The sequence below is a fragment of the Mesobacillus sp. MER 48 genome, assembly GCF_023714225.1.
GTDB classification, from domain to species: domain Bacteria; phylum Bacillota; class Bacilli; order Bacillales; family Cytobacillaceae; genus Mesobacillus; species Mesobacillus oceanisediminis_A.
This window is the reverse complement of record NZ_JAMAUR010000003.1, coordinates 481,053-501,150: the sequence shown is the minus strand read 5'-3', so window position 1 is coordinate 501,150 and position 20,098 is coordinate 481,053. Positions and strand designations below refer to the sequence as shown.

The following is a 20,098-nucleotide window of genomic DNA, read 5'->3' as shown; positions in this document are numbered from 1 at the left end:
GCTCAATTTATCTCCAGTTGAGATTACGGCTGGACTAAACAAACAAAAGCCAGCCTCAATAACAAGGCCAGCCCCTTAAAAACCGTAATTATTAATAATCCCAAAATTACACCCGGTTAAAATCCCCGAACTCTCTCCTCAATCCCGCGCAAAACCTTCCCCAACCACACAAACTTGCCGCTGAAGTAGGCGTGATGAATGAAGTGTGATGCCGCTAAAACCCCGATTACGTCTTTTATAAAATCAATCACGGTGGCGGACCGCGCCGGGACGAAGCTTTGATGAATCTCGTCGAGCAGGCCGTACAAAATTGCCACGCCCATAAAGGCAAAGCTCATAACAGGGTTGAAGCGTCCGGTCGTCAGCGCGGCCAGGACGAGCAGCACATACAGGATGCCAAACTCAACGAGGTGGAGTGATTCTTTTAAAAAGCGGTCAACGCCACGGTCCGGCAGTTCGATGACCGCGGTATCGGGCAGGCTGGACATGATCCAGATCGCCGCCATATAGGCAAAAGGAAGAATGCGCAGAATCCATACTAATAATTTTTTCATGATAATACCTCTCTTTATGGTAATAACCCGAACGAACGGAGTGGGAAGCGGGTATCAGCCGACACTTAGCAGCTAAAAATCCGCCCAAAAAACTTTTTTGCATAAAATCATAACCTTTGTCGAAAAATAAGCAGTAAAAAATTTTTCAACTCTATGTATATATTTTTTCGCTTCTGTTCAAACTGATTGCTGAGGTGATGAAAATGAGAGAGGAAGAAAAAAGATCTTCTCAAGACAAAAGCAAGAACAGCTTTTTCAAGAAGCGGTGGGTGTATCCAACAGTTTATATTGCTAGTGCCGCAATCATTCTAACTGGTGTCCTTTGGTATCAAAACAGCGCGAGCGATCAACTGGATCAGTCGGAATACAAATCGACTGACATGCCTGGCAAAAAGATGAATGACCAGCCTGCAGTTGAAGTAAACCGCGCGATGGAGAACTTCGTAATGCCAGTGGTGAGTGAAGACGATGCTGTCATCCAAATGGGATTCTATGATAATGACGGCGATTCGGCAGAGCAAGAAGCAGCTCTAGTGTTCTATGATAATACTTACCATCCGAACACTGGACTGGACATTGCAGCAAAAGACGGCAAGGAATTTGATGTAATCGCGTCACTTAGCGGTACTGTCAAGAATGTCATGGAAGATGCTGTACTTGGAAATGTCATTGAAATCGAGCACGACAAAGGTATTGTAACACAATATCAGTCAGTAAAAGACTATCAAGTTAAGGTTGGCGACGAGGTTGAGCAAGGACAAGTCATTGCGAAGTCCGGCACAAGCCTGATCAATGAGAAGGCTGGCAACCACGTACACTTTGAAATCCGCAAGGACAATGTTCCTGTCAATCCGCACGAGTACTTCAACAAGCCGATGAGCGCATTGCAGGATGCCAATGTGACAGAAGAGAAGGCTTCATCTGATGCAGATGCAGGAAAGTCTGAAGATGCTGTCGAGGAAGATGCTGAAGGAACCACTCCATCTAAAAAAGATGTAGAGGGTACGACTCCAGCAGAAGAGAAGCCTGCTGAAGATGGCTCTGATAAAAAAGACGCTGGACAAGATGAAGATAAGGATGCAGGCGAAGACCAAGATTCTTCAACTGACTCTGATACTTCGAGCAACTCATAATAAAATTAAAAATTTTGGAACCCGCCTGGTTTTAAAGGCGGGTTTTTTTATTGGAATAATATGAAATGCATCACACTTATCGAAAAGGGTTGAGTATGGTAAAATCAGACAGGAGGAGGGGTACATATGAAACGAGTATTGTTCATAATCATGTCGGTGCTAATAGCCGCAATCATTTCAGGCTGCAGCAAGGAACCGACTCCCGAAGAACGGTTTTCCGAGTATGTGAAGCTTTGGAATGACCAGAAGTTTGATGAGATGTATGGATTTTTATCAGCGGAAGCGAAGAATTCGATTTCAAAAGAGGATTTCGTCTCCCGGTATAATAAAATTTATCAGGATTTGGAGATAGACAAGCTGAAGGTCAGCTACAAAAAGCCTGAGGAAGAAAAGGAACACGAAGAGAACGCAGAGCTTCCTTTTTCGGCAAAAATGGAGAGTGCTGCTGGTCCGATTGGATTCGATCATGATGCCACTCTTGTAAAAGAAAAACGCGATGATGATACAAACTGGTATGTGGAATGGAATACGACCTATATTTTTCCTGAGCTTGGATCAGGCGATAAAATCAGCTTCAAGAATGTCCAGGCAGAACGGGGCAGCATCCTCGATCGCGGCGGAAACGGTCTTGCAATCAACGGTACTGCTGTGCAGGTTGGAGTAGTCCCAGGCGAACTGGGAGAGCAGAAAGATCAGACGATTGCGAAGGTGGCGGAACTGCTCGATATGTCCGAGGAGCAGATTAACAAGGCGATGAGCGCCGGCTGGGTAAAAGATGACCTGCTTGTTCCAGTAAAGAAAATTTCAAAGGAAGACAAAGGTCTGCATGAAAAACTGTTTGCGATGAATGGCGTGAAGAGCCAGGAGGTTGGGGCACGTGAATATCCATACGGAGCAGCATTGTCCCACTTAATCGGCTACGTCGGCCCAATCACAGCCGATGACCTCGAAAAGCTGGAGGGAAAAGGATACACCTCGACTGATCTCATTGGCCGCCGCGGACTTGAGCAGGTTCTTGAGGAGCAATTAAAAGGAACAAATGGTGTCCGGATTTCGATTGTGAAGAAAGACGGCACGGTCAAGACACTCGCAGAAAAGCCAGTGGAAAACGGGAAGGACGTCAAGCTGACCATCGATGTAGTCGCACAGCAGCAATTGTATGATCAGCTAAAAGGAAAAGCGGGTATGGCATCAGCCATCAATCCGGCAACAGGCGAAACGCTGGCCCTCGTGAGCGCGCCAGGCTTTGACCCGAATGAAATGACGCTCGGAATCTCGCAAAACAAACGGAAAATGCTAGAGGAAGACCCGCTCAAGCCCTTCCTGAACCGATTCAAACTGACCTATGTGCCAGGGTCTGTGATGAAGCCGATCACCACGGCAATCGGCCTTGAGAGCGGCAAGCTCCAGACGGATACTGCATTTGAAATCAACGAGAAACAATGGCAAAAAGACGCATCCTGGGGCAAGTACAAGGTGACAAGATATTCCGATATAAAAGGCAGCATCAATCTGGAAAAAGCGCTGGTTTATTCGGATAATATTTATTTCGCTCAGGCTGCGCTTGGAATGGGGCAGGAAACTTTTACAGAAGGCCTGAAAAAATTCGGCTTTGAAGACCAGCCGGAATATTTATACCCGATCGAGCCATCGCAAATCGGCAAGATTGACAGTGAAATCCGCCTGGCGGACTCTGCCTACGGACAGGGGCAGGTGGAAATGAATATCCTCCATCTTGCGACCACTTATTCGCCATTCGTGAACAAGGGCAACATGATAAAGCCGATTCTGAATATGGAGGATGAGCAGGGGCAGGTGTGGAAGGAAGGCCTGGTCAGCGCGGAAAATGCCGCTGTGATAAACAGCATGCTGACAAAGGTCATCACCGATCCAAAAGGAACCGCACATAACGGCTTGATAGCCAATTATCCGCTCGCAGGTAAAACAGGCACAGCGGAAATCAAAGAGAAGCAGGGTGAAAAGGGCAAAGAACTTGGATGGTTCGTCGCCTACAACCCGAATGCAGCCGACATGATTGTCGCAATGATGATCGAGGACTCTGGATCCAAGGATGTTGTTTCTCGGGTGAAGTCGTTTTATGAGTTAAAGTTGGATAGTGGACAATAGGAAGTCTGGCCGATACTGGCCGGGCTTTTTTATTTATAGCAAATCAATTAGCCTGTTCCATTGTTGGTCGAAATTTAGTCCCTAGTATATTTTTATTTAGAATTTTCAATTATCTTGGTATAATATTTCGTAAGACGAAAAAATATTGGGGGAATTCAAATGTCTTTGCATACATATCCATATCCGTCCCAGCGAATGGCGGCGGTGGCGCGCAATGGGATGGTCGCTACATCACAGCCCCTTGCTGCGCAGGCTGGGCTGGATATTTTAAAAAAGGGCGGCAACGCGATTGATGCGGCGATTGCAACAGCAGCATGCCTGACGGTCGTTGAACCAACTTCAAACGGGATTGGCGGCGACGCGTTCGCGCTCGTCTGGGTAAAAGACAAGCTTTATGGCCTGAATGCGAGCGGTCCTGCACCGCAATCGATTTCGATTGAAAAAGTAAAAGAGCTTGGCCATGAAAAAATGCCTTCGCATGGCTGGATTCCGGTCACGATTCCGGGGGCGCCATCTGCCTGGGCGGAGTTGTCAAAGAGGTTCGGGCGTCTACCGCTAACCGAAGTTTTGCAGCCGGCAATCGAATATGCTCGCAATGGCTATCCGCTGACTCCGATTCTCGCAAAATATTGGAAGGGTGCTTATAACGCCTACAAGAGCCGCTTTCAGGGCGAGGAATACGATGAGTGGTTCCGTATCTTCGCTCCTGAAGGCAGAGTGCCTGACGCCGGTGAGATGTGGAAATCGGAAGACCATGCGAATACACTCCAGGAAATCGCCGAAACGAATGGTGAAAGCTTTTACCGCGGCGCACTTGCTGAAAAAATTGCCGCTGCCTCTAAGAAAGCTGGCGCATTCTTAAGTAAGACTGATCTTGAAAACTATCATCCGGAATGGGTTGAGCCCATCTCAGTATCCTACCGCGGGCACGAGGTCTGGGAAATCCCGCCGAACGGGCAGGGAATCGTAGCTTTGATGGCATTGAATATTTTAAAAGGATACGAGTTTACTCATCGTGATGATGTCCGTGGAGTCCACCTGCAGCTGGAAGCGATGAAGCAGGCGTTCACGGATGGAAAGGAGTATGTCACCGACCCTAAGACGATGCAGGCGAAGGTAGCGGACCTGTTATCAGAGCAGTATGGTGAGGAAGCGCGAGCTAAAATTTCCGATGAAGCAAGAATGCCTGAACCGGGTTCACTTCCAAAAGGAGGAACGGTCTATCTTTCTACAGCGGATGGCGAATGCAACATGGTTTCATTCATCCAGAGCAACTATATGGGCTTCGGCTCTGGTGTGGTCGTTCCGGGAACAGGCATCGGACTGCAAAACCGCGGACATGATTTCTCGCTTGACCCCACTCATGCGAACGCGCTTGCTCCTGGCAAAAAGACATACCATACAATAATTCCGGGATTCATCACGAAGGATGGCCAGGCTGTCGGCCCGTTCGGCGTAATGGGCGGCTATATGCAGCCACAGGGTCATGTCCAGGTTGCGATGAATATGATTGATTTCGGAATGAATCCGCAGGCTGCGCTGGATGCACCTCGCTGGCAATGGACCAGCGGAAAGCAGATTGAATTAGAGCATCATTTCCCAAACCATATCGTCAAAGAACTAGCTAGACGAGGGCATCAGATGAAGGTGGCGTACGATGGAGGAGGTTTCGGCCGAGGCCAGGTTATTATCCGTGATCCAAAGACGGGCGTCCTGACCGGGGGAACCGAAATGAGAACTGACGGTGCCATTGCCTGCTGGTAATATTATAGTCTAATGAAGGAACACTCCATCACGAGTGTTCCTTTTTACTATTCTGTAAAATCATTACAGACAGGCCATTTCTCTGGAAGTAAGCAGAAAAAATTTTTTCGACAAACTCCTTAGCCTGTAATCCCTATAAACCCTTATTGTTACTGACGAATTTACCACGGTATGAAATATATCGACATAGTAAGCGGTTACATTTTTTAAACATAATGATTGACCAGCCTGGACATTATATGGATAATTAAATTAAATTTTCTAAAGATTTAGTTAAATGGCATATTTTAGAGTTGGAGGGATCTACTTGATTATTTTAATCGGCCTGCTGGTGATTACCGGCATCAGTCTATTCCTGGGTTTACGGAAAAACAAGGTGATTTTTCTGGCAATCCCATTCCTGAGCATCTTTCTCTACTTCCTCATCCAGATCATCATGGTCCCGGCCCCATTTTTCGAAACGTTGAAATTCATCTTCAGTCTGAGCTGAATTTTTTTCCCGTAAACATATCGGTATCAACCTTGCCTGGCGCAGGGTTCATATAATTAAAATTTGAAAAAGGAGTGGGGAAGCTTTTAGAATGATAGGCTGTGACCGTCCATCATGAAGGAATATAAAAAGGGGATTAGCAAAACCAAAGGGGTGTAAATGTGAAGAAAATTGATAAGTCAGTTGCTGACGCGTATTTCCGTGAAAAAACCCGTAACATGATCGTTTATTTCGTCATCTGGTTTCTCGTTTCGTTCGGTGCAGTGTTGATTGCCGAGCCTCTGAGCGAGATTTCAATCGGCGGCTTCCCGTTCCACTACTTCATGGGAGCCCAGGGTGCGGTTGTGACGTTCATCATCCTGCTGTTTGTCAACGCCAAGCTTAGCGACAGCATCGACAAGAAGTATGGAATTGACGAAGAGAAGAATGTAAAGCTGAGCGAAGGAAAGAGCCTGGACCATTAAGTCTTTGGAAATGACAAAAAGAGCGTTTGAATAAGGGGGAGAACTTTGGATACACAATTCTTGGTCTCATTATCTATTATTTTAGCTACATTCGGTTTGTATATCGGGATTGCGGTCTACAATACAGCTAAACAAACGTCAGACTTCTATGTTGCCAGCCGCGGAGTACCGCCAATTTTCAACGGCATGGCAATCGGAGCTGACTGGATGAGTGCCGCTTCCTTTATCGGGATGGCCGGTACGATCATGCTGCTCGGCTATGACGGCCTGGCGTATATCATGGGCTGGACGGGCGGATATTTGCTTCTGACCTTCCTGCTTGCACCGCAGCTCAGGAAGTATGGGCGATACACGGTTCCTGAATTCATCGGTGACCGCTTCAACAGCCATACAGCACGCGTTATTGCGGCCATTTCAACAATCATCATCAGCTTCACGTATTCAATCGGCCAGCTTTCCGGTTCCGGCGTGGTGATCGGGCGCCTTTTCGAAATCGATGCAAAGGTTGGCACGATGATCGGGGTTGTCCTGATTGCATTCTATGCTGCTTTCGGAGGTATGAAAGGAATTACCTGGACACAAGTTGCTCAGTATATCATTTTGATCATTGCCTACCTGATTCCGGTTATCTTCATGTCCCTGCAAATCACGAGCAGCCCGCTGCCATGGCTTTCTTACGGCGAACTGGTCGGGAAAATGGGTGAACTCGACCGTGAGCTTGGCATTTCCGAATATTTTGCACCATTCACGAACGGCACAAAATGGCAGTTCCTTGCCCTTATGTTCACATTGATGGCCGGTACGGCGGGACTTCCGCACGTAATCGTCCGTTTCTATACGGTTTCTACGATGAAGGCTGCTCGCTGGTCAGGCGCCTGGGCACTTCTTTTCATCGGCTTGCTTTACCTGTCTGCACCTGCGTATGCGGCATTTTCACGTTTCATCCTGATGACAAAAGTAGCCGGCAGCAAAATCAGCGAGCTTCCTGCATGGACGAAAACCTGGGTCGATACTGGCAAGCTTCAGGTTGCCGACGGAAACGGCGATGGAGTCCTGCAATGGAGTGAATTGATCATCTCCAACGATATCGTCGTAATGGCGACGCCTGAAATCGCCAACCTTGGCGTATTCGTCATCGGCCTTGTAGCGGCAGGCGCTATGGCTGCAGCCCTTTCTACAGCAGGAGGCTTGATGATCGCCATTTCCTCAGCGTTTGCGCACGATATCTATTACCGAGTCATGAAGCCAAATGCTACTGAAAAAACGCGTCTGAACGTAGCGCGTATCTCGATCGTTGTAGCGACTTTATTTGCAGGCCTGATTGCCCTTAACCCTCCTGGGGCGATTACGCAGATCGTGGCCTGGGCGTTTGCGCTTGCCAGCGGTACATTCTTCCCGGCACTAATCCTTGGTGTCTGGTGGAAGCGTTCCAATGCACAGGGTGTCATCGCCGGCATGGTCGTCGGTCTGGCCGTGACATTGGGATATATTTTCGCCGCAAAGTACGGCGGCTATACGATTCTTGGCATTATCGACACCGGTGCAGGAGTATTCGGCGCTACAGCTGCGATTTTAGCAAACGTGATCGTATCGCTTGCCACTCCGGCTCCATCGCAAAAAATTCAGGAAGAAGTCCTCGACCTTCGTTATCCTGAACAGATGTCTTACAAGAATGGCGAAGTCTGGATGAATGATGATGGAACAAAAGCTCTATAAAGAAATCTGGAAGGCCGTGCAGTTCCATCCCCTGTTTCAGGGGTTGGATGAACGCACGGCCCTTTCCCTTGTCGAGGAATGTGGAGCATTTTCTTTTGGGAAAAGGGAAATGATGCTCCAGGCGGACACACCACGCCAGGGGCTTTTGTTGATTTTACAAGGAATCGCCGAGGTATTCGTAAAAAATGCCGCCGGGCAGGAAGAAATATTGGAGGTCATCCAAAAAGGGGAAATCGTCGGTTTTTCAAGCCTCGCGGAATTCCTCGGATTTACGATGGCCGATAAATCACAAACCAATGTTGAGGTCAGGGCAGTTGATGATGTCCGGGCCCTGCTGATTCCTTTTTCCGTTCTGGCAAAGAGATGGGATGACCAGGATGTCCATGACTATCTGCTGACCCAGGTGTCAATCCGGCTAAAAGATGTGTATGGATCGCTTGCAGAGCAGGTGAAGATGGCCAGGGGAATCGGCGAAGGCGAGACGATTCTAGCAAGGGTGCAGGACATGATGTCGGAGAGCATCGTCTCCGTTTCCCCGGAAACAAGCATAAAGGACACTGCCCTGAAAATGTCCGAGCATAAAACAAGCTCCGTGCTGGTACTGGAACAACAAGAACTGAAAGGAATCATCACCGAGCGGGACATCGTCGGCCGGGTGGTGGCAGAGGGTCTGTCATTTGATGAACCATCCAGACTCGTCATGACTGAGGACCCGGTGACGATCTCAAGGTTCTCTTATTATTATGATGCATTTTCAGAAATGCTTTTGAATGGCATCAAGCATTTGCCGGTCGTTGACGATGGCCAGGTGTCTGGGATTGTTACATTAACCGACTTGCTTAGAAAAAAGAATGACAGTGTGATGAGGACAATCAAGAAAATCGAGGGGGAAAATGAAGCGAGCCTGCCTGAGGTTAAAGCCGCAATCTATGAAATTACCGATACATTGATGCGGGACTCTGTTCCTTCACTAGCGCTGCTAGATATCGTGACAAAACTGTATGATAGATTGATCGGCAGGGCAGTGGAGCTATCTGTTGAGGCAGTTGGGGAGCCGCCTGTACCGTTTGCGTTCTACTTGATGGGATCTGCGGGCCGCGGTGAGCAGTTCATGCTGACAGACCAGGATCATTTTCTTGTATATGCCGATACGAAGGAACATGGCTATTTTGAAAAATTAGGCGGGGAAATCACCGCCAAGCTCGAGACCGCAGGCTTTGCCCGCTGCAAAGGTCTGATGATGTCGAGTGAAGAACAGTGGAGAGGGACGGTGCTGCAATGGCAGGAGCGTGTCCGAAAGTGGATGCTGCAATCGACGAATGAGAATATCCTGCTGGCCCAGAATTTTTTCTCTTATCGATTTGCGGTTGGAAGCGAACAACTGAACAAGGAATTCGAAGCAAAAATCGGCGAACTGCTCGACCGCTCTAAAATATTCCTGTATCGCATGGTCCAGGCAGAAAAGGAGCAGGAAATCCCGACTCTGGATGAACCAATACGCGCCCTGTTCAGACTCGGCCGGAAAAGCATCGACATGAAAAAAGAAGTCTTGTTCCCATTCCATCACAGCCTGCAGATTCTTTCGCTGTATTATGGCGGCATCCCGGGAATGCCCCTCGAGAAAATCGGAGCATTAAAGGAGAAAGGCGTTTTTACGGAAGGATTCACACAAGACCTGAGAGAAGCCATCAGCCATGTACTTGACCTCTATATCAGGCAAAGATGGACAAATAGCGAAAGCAGCACCATTCTATCATTCACCACCATGTCCACCAGACAAAAAGACGAACTCATCCTGAGCCTGCGCACACTCCGCGAACTACAAGGTATGGTATATGCTAGATTCTCAGTCTGAGAAATCGACAAGTTTGGTGACAGGCACCATGAAAATCACACGAACGTAAACCTGATCGTTACTGGATTCGTCAAAATTGGGCGGTGCCAGGCACCGAAGTGGAAAGGAGGCTGGCATGTTTTTTCAAAAAAGGAGTATTTCCTGCCCGCTTTTGTATGAAAAAATACCTTTATCGACTGGAATCGATGATCTTTCTTTTATTGTTTTCGACACGGAGACGACTGGTTTTCAGGTGGCGACTTCTGACCGGCTCATTGAAATAGGTGGAGTTCCGGTAAAAGGCCTGAAGGTGATGGAAAATGACCGTTTTCAGACATATGTGAACCCTGAGCGACAAATTTCTCGGGAAATAATTGAGCTGACGTCGATAACAAATGAAAAGGTAGCTGGCGCGCCAAAGGCATCTGAAGCGATCGCCGACTTCTTTGATTATGTACAATCACACGAAGCGGTATGCCTTGTCGGCCACTATGTCGGCTTCGATCACCTCGTGCTGAAAAGCGAGTTAAAACGGGAAAAGCTGGGTCTGAAAAAGCTGTTCACCATCGATACGCTCGACCTGATTGGCTTTATTGCCCCATCCTACGATATGCGCGATTTGGAACGATACGCAATGGCTTTCGGGACAAGGATTTATGACCGCCATAGCGCAATCGGCGACGCGCTGACAACAGCTTATCTGTTCACCGAGCTGCTGCAGCAGTTCAAGGGCAGGGGAAATTCCACCTGGGGTGAGCTGATCAAAGCGACCGATAGCCAGATGCGGTCGATGCAGTTTTGATTGTTTCATTAATATGGAATAATGTGTAAAATGAAAACAGTGGATTATTGCTTTCGCCTGCTAAGTTTGTTTCAACTTATTAGGTAAATGAGGGAAATGCATGGATGTAGTCCAGATTGTCTTTTTAATTTTGTTATGGGGAATACCACTCGTCCGGTTTATAAAGATTTATAGAAAACTGGATAAAGAGGAACAATCAGAAATAAAAGCAGCCTTGAAAAGTCCCTTATATTATCTTGATGATGGATTTAGGCATATCGGTATGCTTTTGATGTTTACGGGGATGATTACATGGATTTCTATAATCCAGCATATCGGTATCTCCTTGATTTGCATTAGCTGGTTTTATGGCGGCCTAGAACTCATAGATGTGAGCTATAAAAAAGGTTTTGGAATGATGTCATTTTCTGTGATAGCAGCAGGGGCTTATTATTTGCTATGGATATAGTAAGAGTGCGATTTCAGCAAGAGGAAGGGTGTAATATGTTAAAAATACAAAATATCATACCTAATCTTTCTGTTATTATGGTCTTACTTATTGTTTACTTATCTACTATTCCTGGATATATAAAAGTAGTCCTTGCGATCTTTGGATTAACATTCATAATACCGGCAGCGAGAGAGGTTATGTTCGAAAATAAACTGAGAAAGATAAAAGTGGCTCTTTATACTTCACTTGCTTTTTCGATCGGATTGCTGCTTTTTTCTGCCATGCAGAGTATAGCACATTTAGGCCACGAAATTTTTGTTGGCTTCATGCTTGTCTTTTTCTTTAGCGGTATCGGGATTTTCTGTTATGGAATTCCCTCCTCTATCATCGCAGAGCTTGTTTCTCGACGGTTCAAGAAGTTTCGTGCTCTGGTATCTGGTTCAATACACATCGGATTTGGACTTCTTACTGCGATTTTTGGACTGTCAGACTACATGGAACCAGGTGTTTTCATGTTGCCAACATTATGTTCGGCCATTTTCTTTTTAATTGATGAATATACAAGAAGACAAGTAAAAAATGCTTAGAGATCCCTCTAAGCATTTTGTGTATTATTGAATATTGATCAATGCCCCGTTTTTAAAAGTAACAATGACTTGTTGTCCGGCCAGCTCTTGATATTTCCGGGCTGTACCGTATGAAACCTTCAAAGGTATCGCCTTCCCATCTGTTTCGAACTCGACGGTGAAATTATCGGCTGCTCCGTTGACGGTTGATTCCATAACTTCAATGTTACCTGGGATGAGCAGGTGTTGGCCAATCAACACCATATCTTTCTTCAACCCATTTGCTTCTTTTAATTCTTTTAGGCTAACTCCAAAACGCTTGGATATATTAAATAACGTGTCTCCAGCATTCACTTCATAAAATTCTTCGTGTATATCATAACCATGAGTCGGTACGGATAAGGCCTGTCCAACATAGATGGAATCAGTGACCAATTTGTTTTCCTTTTTCAAGTCGGTAATGGCCACTCCATATTTCTTTGCCAGGGAAAACAATGTGTCCCCTTTTTTAACAATATAGGTTCCTGCTTCTGCCTCTACTGGCACCTCAAGTTTCTGGCCGGTCCTAATGAAATCTGAACGGAGTGAATTAACCTCTTTCAGCATTTCAACTGAGGTATCATATTGCTTTGCCAGGCTGTAGAGGGTGTCTCCTTTTTTCACAGTATAAAAGGATCCGACCGCATCTGTTTTCTTTTGGCCGACCCCGATCAGCAATCCTGCCGCAACCGATCCGGCTACCGCTGCACCAATTAATTTTCGATTCCTTTTTAAGGTTTTTCTGCGTTTTTCTTCTCTGATTCTCTGTTTTCTAGTCTGTCTGTAGGTAATCAAGTCTGCTTCTCCCCCAATGAAAAATAAACTCCTTTACAAAAATTCGTGCGGGAATAAGTTTTTATGTACTAAAAATGGGTATATAGGAAAGTTTTTCTGTAAAAAATAGTTGAATTTTTCAAAAAACTTAACTAAACCTTGTCCCTATTGCTTTTTTCGTGCATATATCCTCAACCAAGCTAATAAAATGTTACAAACCTGACAAAGAGAGTGTTTGAGGTGAGGAATCGTTTGAACAATATGAGGATTCAGCCGGGGACATGATTAATCTTAGTAATATCCAGAAGGACCATCCTTCTGCCGCAATGGGAGAGCATTCGCGGAATACAGTATTGGCCGATAAAAGCGAGTCTCATTTCACGCTTCTCACATCCAATTTAGGGAGGGCGAGTGGTGTGCACGATTACATCAAAGAGAGAACAATCAAGATTGGAAAGTATATCGTGGAGACGAGAAAAACAGTTCGCGTCATAGCGAAGGAGTTTGGCGTATCCAAAAGTACAGTCCATAAAGACCTGACAGAAAGATTGCCTGAGATCAACCCTGACCTTGCCAACGAAGTAAAAGAGATCCTTGATTATCATAAATCCATCCGCCATCTAAGAGGCGGGGAAGCCACCAAAATGAAGTACCGTAAAGAGGAAAGGGAAGAAGAACCTGTGAAGTGAAAAAATCCGAATGAAGCAGATGGGAGGGACCGTAATTCAGCTTTATAATCACTGCCGACATATCAAAAAAAAATGCCCAGCTTAGATCCAGAAAAGCCGGGCATCGCCACAAAAGGCGTGTATGATTCTGCTTTGATACATAGCGGAGGCTGCCGCCTTTTTATTATGGGGGGAAAAGGGACAGGCAGCCGAATCCATCCACCCGTGCCCCCTGTTCGTCTATTGTAAGCCGGTATTCTTCAGTCTTGCTTCCCGTTCGGCAGCTGCGCGTTCTGCTGCTGCCTTTTCCGCTGCTTCCCGAGCCTCTTCTTCCCTTCTGATTTCATTCGCTGCTGCGACGATATTCGGTCCAATAGAAAAAAGAAGCGTCTGCAGTTCTGAAATTTCCCTGCTTATGCTATTGATGGCGTTATTGATATACACCATTTCCTGCGCCTGCCAGCCGCTGTTAAGACTCCCCTTGAAGTCCTGCAGCCTGCTTTTAACCTCATTCAATTCCTGGGCGTATTCACTGATTCTATTTGCCTGTGCATACGCCTGGCTGACATTGATTTTCATCTGGATCACCTGCTCATATTTTTAGATTCTTTGATTATAGTATGTTTTTGAAAAAAATCCCAATGTTTTATAAAAATAAAATGGATTATTTTAGTTAAATTAGGGTTTATGTTACATTTTTTCAGGGTAAAAAGAACTAGTTTTATGATTTTGGAGAGCAAGTTGGCACCTTTAACATCCTTTGATACTTACATATAGTAAGTAAATTTAGGACCAATATCCCTATTTTTCCAATTAAGGGGGTAATTAGTTGAATATAATTCCTAATATTGTAAGATATTTATATATTTAGAGATGAACCTTAAGTTTGATGTAAAATTACACTTTTTGAGCTAAAATGGTAAAAAATATGAAATTGCCACTATACATACTGTAGGAATATAAATATTGGGGCTGGGGAGGTTTTGAGGTGATTTTAACACTTTTTGACCGGAATCGGGTATTCGATCTCGTTTTACCTGAACGAGTCACTGGGAGATACATACTGAACACGGAAGACCCGGAGCAAAATCCGGTCGATATGCTGGCGGTGGAAGCGGAAGATGGCCAGTGGTACCTGAAGTCCAATAAGCATGCATTCATAAAGAACAACGCCAACGAAATACAATCAAAGGTCCTCATTGAACCATTCAAAACGTATAGTATTCACCGCAACGATGATCAATCCGCGTTAGTCTATGTCGAGCCGCAAACGGCAGACCGCAATGAATTCACAAAACATATCGCAACAAGCAATCTCATAAAAATCGGCCGTTCCCAGGACAGCCAGATTTGCTTCTCGAACAAACTAGTATCAGGTTCACACTGCGTCATCGAATACAGCAGCAAGGGCGAGGCTGTGATCAAGGACTTCAACAGTTCGAACGGTACATATGTCAATGGCGAAAGAATCAAGGAAAAGCAGCTGGCTGTTGGCGATGTCATTTTTATCATGGGCCTTAAGATCATTTTCAACGGCCGCCTGTTGTCGCTTAACAATCCACATAAATCTGTATTCCTTGACCGGAATGCGTTCAATTCCTTCATTGCCGAAAAGCCGGTAGTAGAGAAAGAAATCAACCTCGATGAAATACATATTGAAGAAGAAAATGATCAGCTTTTTTACCGTTCACCGCGTTTCAAGAGGGATATTGAGGAAACGACGATAAAAATCGATCCGCCGCCGCCGCAGCCGAATGTTGATGAAACACCGCTGATGCTCCTGTTGGGACCGTCCATCACGATGGGGATGGCATCCTTGTTCACCGGACTCCTGATGTTACAGAACGTCATGAGCAATGACGGGAATATCATACAGGCGTTGCCAATGCTTGTTATGTCGTTCAGCATGTTGATCGGTACCGTACTTTGGCCGATTTTAACAAAAAGATACGAAAAGAAGCGCCGGATCAAGCTTGAAGGCATCCGCCAGGAGAAATATTTGAAATACCTTGCAGACATGAAACAGGTCATCGCAGATGAGTGCAAGCACCAGAGCGAGATTCTGTTTGAAAACCATGTCACATTGGAAAACTGCCTGACAAGGATCAAGCGCCGCCAGCGGAATCTGTGGGAGCGCGGGATCGGGCAGAATGACTTTTTAAAAGTGCGTCTTGGAATCGGCGATTTGCCCCTCAACGCAGAGATCAAATATCCGGAAAAGCGCTTCATGCTTGAGGATGATAATCTTCAGGATGAATTGTATCAAATCGTGGAGCAGCCGCAGATTTTAAAGGATGTTCCGGTCACGGTCGACCTGACGGATGAACGGATCAGCGGCATCATCGGCAGAAGGGAAGAAGTGAAGAGCTTCGTTCAGGGGCTGATTTTCCAGCTGACAGCATTGCACAGTTATGACGAGCTGAAGTTGGTGTTCATCTATGATGACCATGAGCATGATACATGGAATTTCGTGAAGTGGCTGCCGCATGTCTGGGATGATGGCAAGACAATCCGCTTCGTCGCTACAGATGCGAATGAAATCAAGGAGCTTTCGGCTTACTTTGAAAAAGAAATTGCAGCGCGCCAGGCACTCGACGAGGAAGACCTAGCTGAAATCGAACAGCATTATATCGTGTTCTCAATGAGCAAGAGCCTCGCCTCAAAGGCTGAGATGATCAACCTCATATTAAAAGAAAAAAAGAATATCAGATTCAGCCTGGTCACCCTTTATGACGAGCTGAAAAACCTGCCGAAGGAATGCACAAATGTCATTGAGCTCGACAAGAGTTTTTCGAAAATCTATGACAAGGACGATATTTCTGGGAAATATGTAGGTTTCAACGCAGACAGCTACCTGGAGGGGAATGCTGAAGATCTGGCTGTAAAATTGGCCAATATCCAGCTGAATACCTCACAAAAGGCATATACCCTGCCTGATATGCTGACATTCCTGGAAATGTTTGGCGTCGGAAAAATTGAACATCTCAATGCGCTGACAAAATGGAAGGAAAACAATCCGGTCCATACGATTCAGACGCAAATCGGTGTTGATACGCAGGGCGATCCATTCATGATCGACCTGCATGAAAAATATCACGGACCGCACGGCCTGATTGCCGGGATGACCGGCTCCGGTAAAAGTGAATTCATCATGACGTTCATCTTATCGCTTGCGGTAAATTACCATCCTGATGAAGTTGCGTTTATCTTGATCGACTATAAGGGCGGCGGAATGGCTAACGCGTTCGAGGATCTGCCTCACCTGGCAGGTACAATCACCAACCTTGACGGAGCTGCAGTCAACAGGTCACTCATTTCAATCCAGAGTGAATTGAAACGCCGCCAGGCCATTTTTAGCGAAACGAGCCGGGTAGTTGATCAGAGCAATATCGATATCTATAAATATCAGAAACTATACCGAGAAGGCATGGTAACAGAGCCGCTGCAGCATTTGTTCATCATTTCCGATGAGTTTGCCGAGCTGAAGGCACAGCAGCCTGAATTCATGGAGCAGCTTGTCAGTGCGGCCCGTATCGGCCGGAGCCTTGGTGTCCACCTGATCCTTGCGACACAGAAGCCATCGGGTGTCGTCGATGACCAAATCTGGAGCAACAGTAAATTCCGCATCAGCTTGAAGGTGCAGGAAAAAGCGGACAGTATGGAGGTCATCAAGCGTCCTGACGCCGCGGAGCTGAAGCAGACTGGACGTTTTTACCTCCAGGTCGGCTTCAATGAATTGTTCGAGATGGGGCAGTCCGCGTGGGCAGGTGCACCATACTATCCGTCCGACAGAGTTGAAAAGCATAAGGATGACAGCGTCGTCGTCATCGATGACCTCGGCCGCGTCATCAAGAATGCGCGTATCGATAAGCGCAAGTCGGCGGTGAAGAACCCGCCGAAGCAAATTGATGAGATTACCGAATACCTGGCGAAAATGGCGCAGCAGGAGAACATCAAGGTCCGCCAGCTGTGGCTAGAGCCGATACCTGAACTGATTTACGTAGATAAGCTGAAAACGAAATATGGTGTCGTCCAGCAAGGCTTCCATCTGAATCCAATCATCGGCGAATACGATGATCCTGCTAACCAGAGACAGCTGGTCATGAGGATGCCGATCACTGAGGAAGGGAATGCCGTCATTTACGGAATTGCTGGCAGCGGCAAGACGACCTTCCTGACGACGATGCTTTACTCATTGATGGAAGAGCATACGCCGAACGAAGTGAATTTTTATCTGCTGGACTTCGGTTCCGAGACACTGGTCTGGTTCAAGGAAGCACCGCATGTCGGCGATGTCATGCTGTCGCATGAGAGTGAGAAGATCCACAACCTGTTCAAGATGCTGACAGGCGAGATCGAACGGAGGAAGAAGCTGCTTTCGAATTACGGCGGCGATTTTATTACCTACAACGAGATGTCAGGTGAGAGCCTGCCATCGATCATTGTGGCGATCCACAACTATGCAGCATTCTCAGAGATGTTCGAGGAGCTCGAGGAAGGGATTTCATTCCTGACGCGCGAGGGCCTGAAGTATGGCATTTACTTCATCGTCACCGCCATCAATACGGGAGCGATACGCTACAGGCTGCTTCAGAATTTCAAGCAGATGTATGTGCTCCAGCTGAATGACCAGAGTGAATACTCCGGTGTGCTTGGCAATACGGATGGAGTGTACCCATCCAAATCGAAGGGCCGCGGCATATTCAAGAACGATACGACATATGAATTTCAGACGGCCCATATCACAAGCGATATAGACAATATGTACACATTCATCACTGATTACTGCAAGGATTTGCGAGAAACCTGGACGCAGCCGGCCGCAATGCGCGTTCCGATCCTTCCGGAAAAAGTGGACCTGAACTATCTTCGTGATGAAGCAAAAAATATGACCAGCAACAAAGTGCCAGTCGGCATCGAGAAAAACTCGCTGAAGACAGCTCATTTCGATTTCCTTGGCAATTATATAAATGTCGTGACTGCTTCGCAAAACGACCAGTGCTCAAGCTTCATGCAGGGTGTCGCGGAAATGTTCAACGCTTCCGAAGGCAGGGAGCTGATCGTCATCGACCCTAATGAGCACTTCGCGGCGGGCCGCACGCAGGATTACAAATATATCGCTGAGCCTGCTGAACTCGAAGACACAATCGTCTATCTGTTCAACACGCTCGTCCACCGCAACAATACGACGAAGGACGCGATCGAAGCGGGCGAACAGCCGCCAGTATTCGGCAACATCACCTGTATCATCGACTCATTCACCGATGTGATGATGTATCTGTCGCCGGACGGCCAGGATAAACTCAAGGTCTTCCTTGAAAAAGGAAATGGCCTGAATGTAAACCTGATCATCTCCGACAGCGCCGATAAACTGAGCTCGGTTTCATTCGAAGCCTGGTTCAAGCAGCACATATCGCTAAGCGATTTCATCTGGGCAGGCAACGGCATCACCGACCAGTACATCATGAAGATCGGCAAGGTGACAAACGATATGTACCAGGAAATCCCGCCAGGCTTCGGTTATGTCGTGACAAAAGGAAAAGCAACACTAGTGAAGCTGCTAACTTCAGTTGAGAGCATGCAAGAGGAGGTAGCGTACCATGGATAAGGTGCTCGTAGAGGTCTTCATCCCTGCCTCGGAAAAATCATACGACGTCTTCCTGCCGCCAGAGAGCAAACTGCACGAAGTCGTCTTCCTGCTCGCCGGCACCATGACCGAACTGTCACAAGGATACTTCTCAGCAACAGCCGACACCATCCTCTGTGACCGCAAAACCGGCACCATCTTGAATATCAACCAGACCGTCGAGGAACATGGGTTGATGAACGGGGCGAAGTTGATGCTGATCTAGAGACATGGGGACGGTTCTTGTGTCACGGAAAGAGCGACGCAGGGGCGATGCACGTCTCACAGAATATGAACATATGACCTTGGGGGCGGTTTTCATAAACCGGACCGCTCATGTTTTTAAATACGGAAGGTGTGGAGAACTTGAAGAAATGGATCAAGCTGACTGCAGTGATTTTATTCATAGTAATGGGAGGTGCGGGGTGTATGAGTTCGGAGAGTAAGGTTATGGAGCATTTGGAAGAAAAATATGGTGAGAAGTTTGAGATTGAAAGTGTAAAAGAAGGCAGTGTTATTTTTCCGGAAATGTATGGAAAGGACAAAGTGATGGCTCATCCAGAAGGAAAGCCTGAGCTTGTTTTTCTTGCAGGTGAAAGCAGAAATGAAGATGGAGTATACTATGACACCTATATTTTATCCGTTTGGTCAAACCAGCTTGACCATCTTTATAAGGATAAGGTGAACCAGGCTTTCAATGAAGATGTCCAGTTCAAGACAATGCTGTTTGTGGAAGAAGAGAAATACACAGCAGAAAAGAAAGATTCATCTGTCACTGATTTTTTACAAACAGATGAAAATGGTGCTTTGCTTACGTTAAATATTGCAGTGAAGACCGACGGAGAACCGGAAGTAGAAAAATATTTGGAGCCGGTATATCAATTGCTTAACGAACTTAAGGAGTCTAATGCGAAATATTATGGTGTGACTGTCGGCTTTGTAGATCGTTCTGAAAATGTATCTGACTATATGAGGACATCTAATGTGAACAATATTGACTGGTCAAATCTGGATGCTAAGGTGTACGGAACTATTATGGTTGATGATTCAATGGATATTAACAGTCCTGAGCAGATCAAAGAATATTATCAACCGCAAGAGGGGTGATGAT

At 46.4% G+C, this 20,098-nt stretch carries 17 protein-coding genes; 14 read left to right on the top strand and 3 right to left on the bottom strand.

All coding sequences use genetic code 11. The annotated features are described in order from the left end of the window. Nucleotides 1-116 precede the first annotated feature (116 nt). Complete coding sequence (locus M3593_RS13740) at nucleotides 117-554, bottom strand: VanZ family protein (protein WP_251542587.1); 438 nt, start codon at nucleotides 552-554, stop codon at nucleotides 117-119. A 203-nt stretch (nucleotides 555-757) separates the two neighbouring features. Between M3593_RS13740 and spoIIQ the strand changes: the two genes are divergently transcribed. From spoIIQ to M3593_RS13690, 10 genes are all read left to right on the top strand, one after another. After that, complete coding sequence (gene spoIIQ, locus M3593_RS13735; protein WP_251542589.1) at nucleotides 758-1,687, top strand: stage II sporulation protein SpoIIQ; 930 nt, start codon at nucleotides 758-760, stop codon at nucleotides 1,685-1,687. 126 nt (nucleotides 1,688-1,813) lie between these two features. Next, entirely contained in the window at nucleotides 1,814-3,814 is a 2,001-nt protein-coding gene (locus M3593_RS13730) for a penicillin-binding transpeptidase domain-containing protein (RefSeq protein WP_251542591.1), read from the top strand. 159 nt (nucleotides 3,815-3,973) lie between these two features. Continuing rightward, nucleotides 3,974-5,578 (top strand): gamma-glutamyltransferase family protein, encoded by a 1,605-nt coding sequence (locus M3593_RS13725; RefSeq protein ID WP_251542593.1) that lies wholly within the window; start codon nucleotides 3,974-3,976, stop codon nucleotides 5,576-5,578. A 307-nt stretch (nucleotides 5,579-5,885) separates the two neighbouring features. After that, a complete protein-coding gene (locus M3593_RS13720; protein ID WP_251542595.1) occupies nucleotides 5,886-6,068 on the top strand; it encodes a hypothetical protein in 183 nt (60 codons plus the stop codon). Nucleotides 6,069-6,229: 161 nt separating this feature from the next. After that, nucleotides 6,230-6,532 carry a DUF4212 domain-containing protein gene (locus M3593_RS13715; protein ID WP_251542597.1) on the top strand — a complete coding sequence of 101 codons (303 nt, stop codon included), beginning with the start codon at nucleotides 6,230-6,232 and terminating at the stop codon, nucleotides 6,530-6,532. Nucleotides 6,533-6,577: 45 nt separating this feature from the next. Next, nucleotides 6,578-8,248, top strand: coding sequence for a sodium:solute symporter family protein (locus M3593_RS13710; RefSeq protein ID WP_144479078.1), 1,671 nt, complete (start codon nucleotides 6,578-6,580; stop codon nucleotides 8,246-8,248). Beyond that, on the top strand, nucleotides 8,223-10,103 hold the full coding sequence (locus tag M3593_RS13705; RefSeq protein ID WP_251542599.1) for a DUF294 nucleotidyltransferase-like domain-containing protein: 1,881 nt from the start codon (nucleotides 8,223-8,225) through the stop codon (nucleotides 10,101-10,103). The genes M3593_RS13710 and M3593_RS13705 overlap by 26 nt, the downstream gene beginning before the upstream one ends. A 115-nt stretch (nucleotides 10,104-10,218) precedes the next feature. Then, a complete protein-coding gene (locus M3593_RS13700; protein ID WP_251542601.1) occupies nucleotides 10,219-10,884 on the top strand; it encodes a 3'-5' exonuclease in 666 nt (221 codons plus the stop codon). Between the two features lie 100 nt (nucleotides 10,885-10,984). Continuing rightward, nucleotides 10,985-11,332, top strand: a complete 348-nt coding sequence (locus M3593_RS13695) for a hypothetical protein (RefSeq protein WP_144479074.1) — start codon at nucleotides 10,985-10,987, stop codon at nucleotides 11,330-11,332. 35 nt (nucleotides 11,333-11,367) lie between these two features. Continuing rightward, entirely contained in the window at nucleotides 11,368-11,901 is a 534-nt protein-coding gene (locus M3593_RS13690; RefSeq protein WP_144479072.1) for a hypothetical protein, read from the top strand. A gap of 24 nt (nucleotides 11,902-11,925) precedes the next feature. Here M3593_RS13690 and M3593_RS13685 read toward each other — a convergent pair whose 3' ends face one another. Continuing rightward, the gene (locus tag M3593_RS13685; protein ID WP_251542603.1) at nucleotides 11,926-12,714 is read right to left on the bottom strand and encodes a LysM peptidoglycan-binding domain-containing protein; all 789 of its coding nucleotides are present in this window, start codon (nucleotides 12,712-12,714) and stop codon (nucleotides 11,926-11,928) included. Between the two features lie 395 nt (nucleotides 12,715-13,109). On the opposite strand from M3593_RS13685, the gene spoIIID reads away from it, so the two are divergent. Then, nucleotides 13,110-13,382 (top strand): sporulation transcriptional regulator SpoIIID, encoded by a 273-nt coding sequence (gene spoIIID / locus M3593_RS13680; RefSeq protein ID WP_031307660.1) that lies wholly within the window; start codon nucleotides 13,110-13,112, stop codon nucleotides 13,380-13,382. 219 nt (nucleotides 13,383-13,601) lie between these two features. On the opposite strand, the gene M3593_RS13675 is transcribed toward spoIIID, so the two are convergent. Further along, a complete protein-coding gene (locus M3593_RS13675) occupies nucleotides 13,602-13,940 on the bottom strand; it encodes a hypothetical protein (RefSeq protein ID WP_251542605.1) in 339 nt (112 codons plus the stop codon). Between the two features lie 409 nt (nucleotides 13,941-14,349). On the opposite strand from M3593_RS13675, the gene essC reads away from it, so the two are divergent. The 3 genes from essC (at nucleotide 14,350) to M3593_RS13660 (ending at nucleotide 20,094) form a co-directional block, all read left to right on the top strand. Next, nucleotides 14,350-18,969 (top strand): type VII secretion protein EssC, encoded by a 4,620-nt coding sequence (essC, locus tag M3593_RS13670; protein ID WP_251542607.1) that lies wholly within the window; start codon nucleotides 14,350-14,352, stop codon nucleotides 18,967-18,969. Beyond that, entirely contained in the window at nucleotides 18,962-19,213 is a 252-nt protein-coding gene (locus M3593_RS13665) for a methyltransferase (protein ID WP_144479064.1), read from the top strand. Before essC ends, M3593_RS13665 begins: the two co-directional genes overlap by 8 nt. A gap of 140 nt (nucleotides 19,214-19,353) precedes the next feature. Next, nucleotides 19,354-20,094: a hypothetical protein gene (locus M3593_RS13660; protein ID WP_251542608.1), complete on the top strand. Its 741-nt coding sequence runs from the start codon at nucleotides 19,354-19,356 to the stop codon at nucleotides 20,092-20,094. Nucleotides 20,095-20,098 lie beyond the last annotated feature (4 nt).

Excerpts from the sequence above, each read along its gene's own strand:
- M3593_RS13740 (WP_251542587.1), bottom strand. The coding sequence starts at position 554 with ATGAAAAAATTATTAGTATGGATTCTGCGCATTCTTCCTTTTGCCTAT.
- spoIIQ (WP_251542589.1), top strand. The coding sequence starts at position 758 with ATGAGAGAGGAAGAAAAAAGATCTTCTCAAGACAAAAGCAAGAACAGC.
- M3593_RS13730 (WP_251542591.1), top strand. The coding sequence starts at position 1,814 with ATGAAACGAGTATTGTTCATAATCATGTCGGTGCTAATAGCCGCAATC.
- M3593_RS13725 (WP_251542593.1), top strand. The coding sequence starts at position 3,974 with ATGTCTTTGCATACATATCCATATCCGTCCCAGCGAATGGCGGCGGTG.
- M3593_RS13705 (WP_251542599.1), top strand. The coding sequence starts at position 8,223 with ATGATGATGGAACAAAAGCTCTATAAAGAAATCTGGAAGGCCGTGCAG.
- M3593_RS13700 (WP_251542601.1), top strand. The coding sequence starts at position 10,219 with ATGTTTTTTCAAAAAAGGAGTATTTCCTGCCCGCTTTTGTATGAAAAA.
- M3593_RS13695 (WP_144479074.1), top strand. The coding sequence starts at position 10,985 with ATGGATGTAGTCCAGATTGTCTTTTTAATTTTGTTATGGGGAATACCA.
- M3593_RS13690 (WP_144479072.1), top strand. The coding sequence starts at position 11,368 with ATGTTAAAAATACAAAATATCATACCTAATCTTTCTGTTATTATGGTC.
- M3593_RS13675 (WP_251542605.1), bottom strand. The coding sequence starts at position 13,940 with ATGAAAATCAATGTCAGCCAGGCGTATGCACAGGCAAATAGAATCAGT.
- M3593_RS13665 (WP_144479064.1), top strand. The coding sequence starts at position 18,962 with ATGGATAAGGTGCTCGTAGAGGTCTTCATCCCTGCCTCGGAAAAATCA.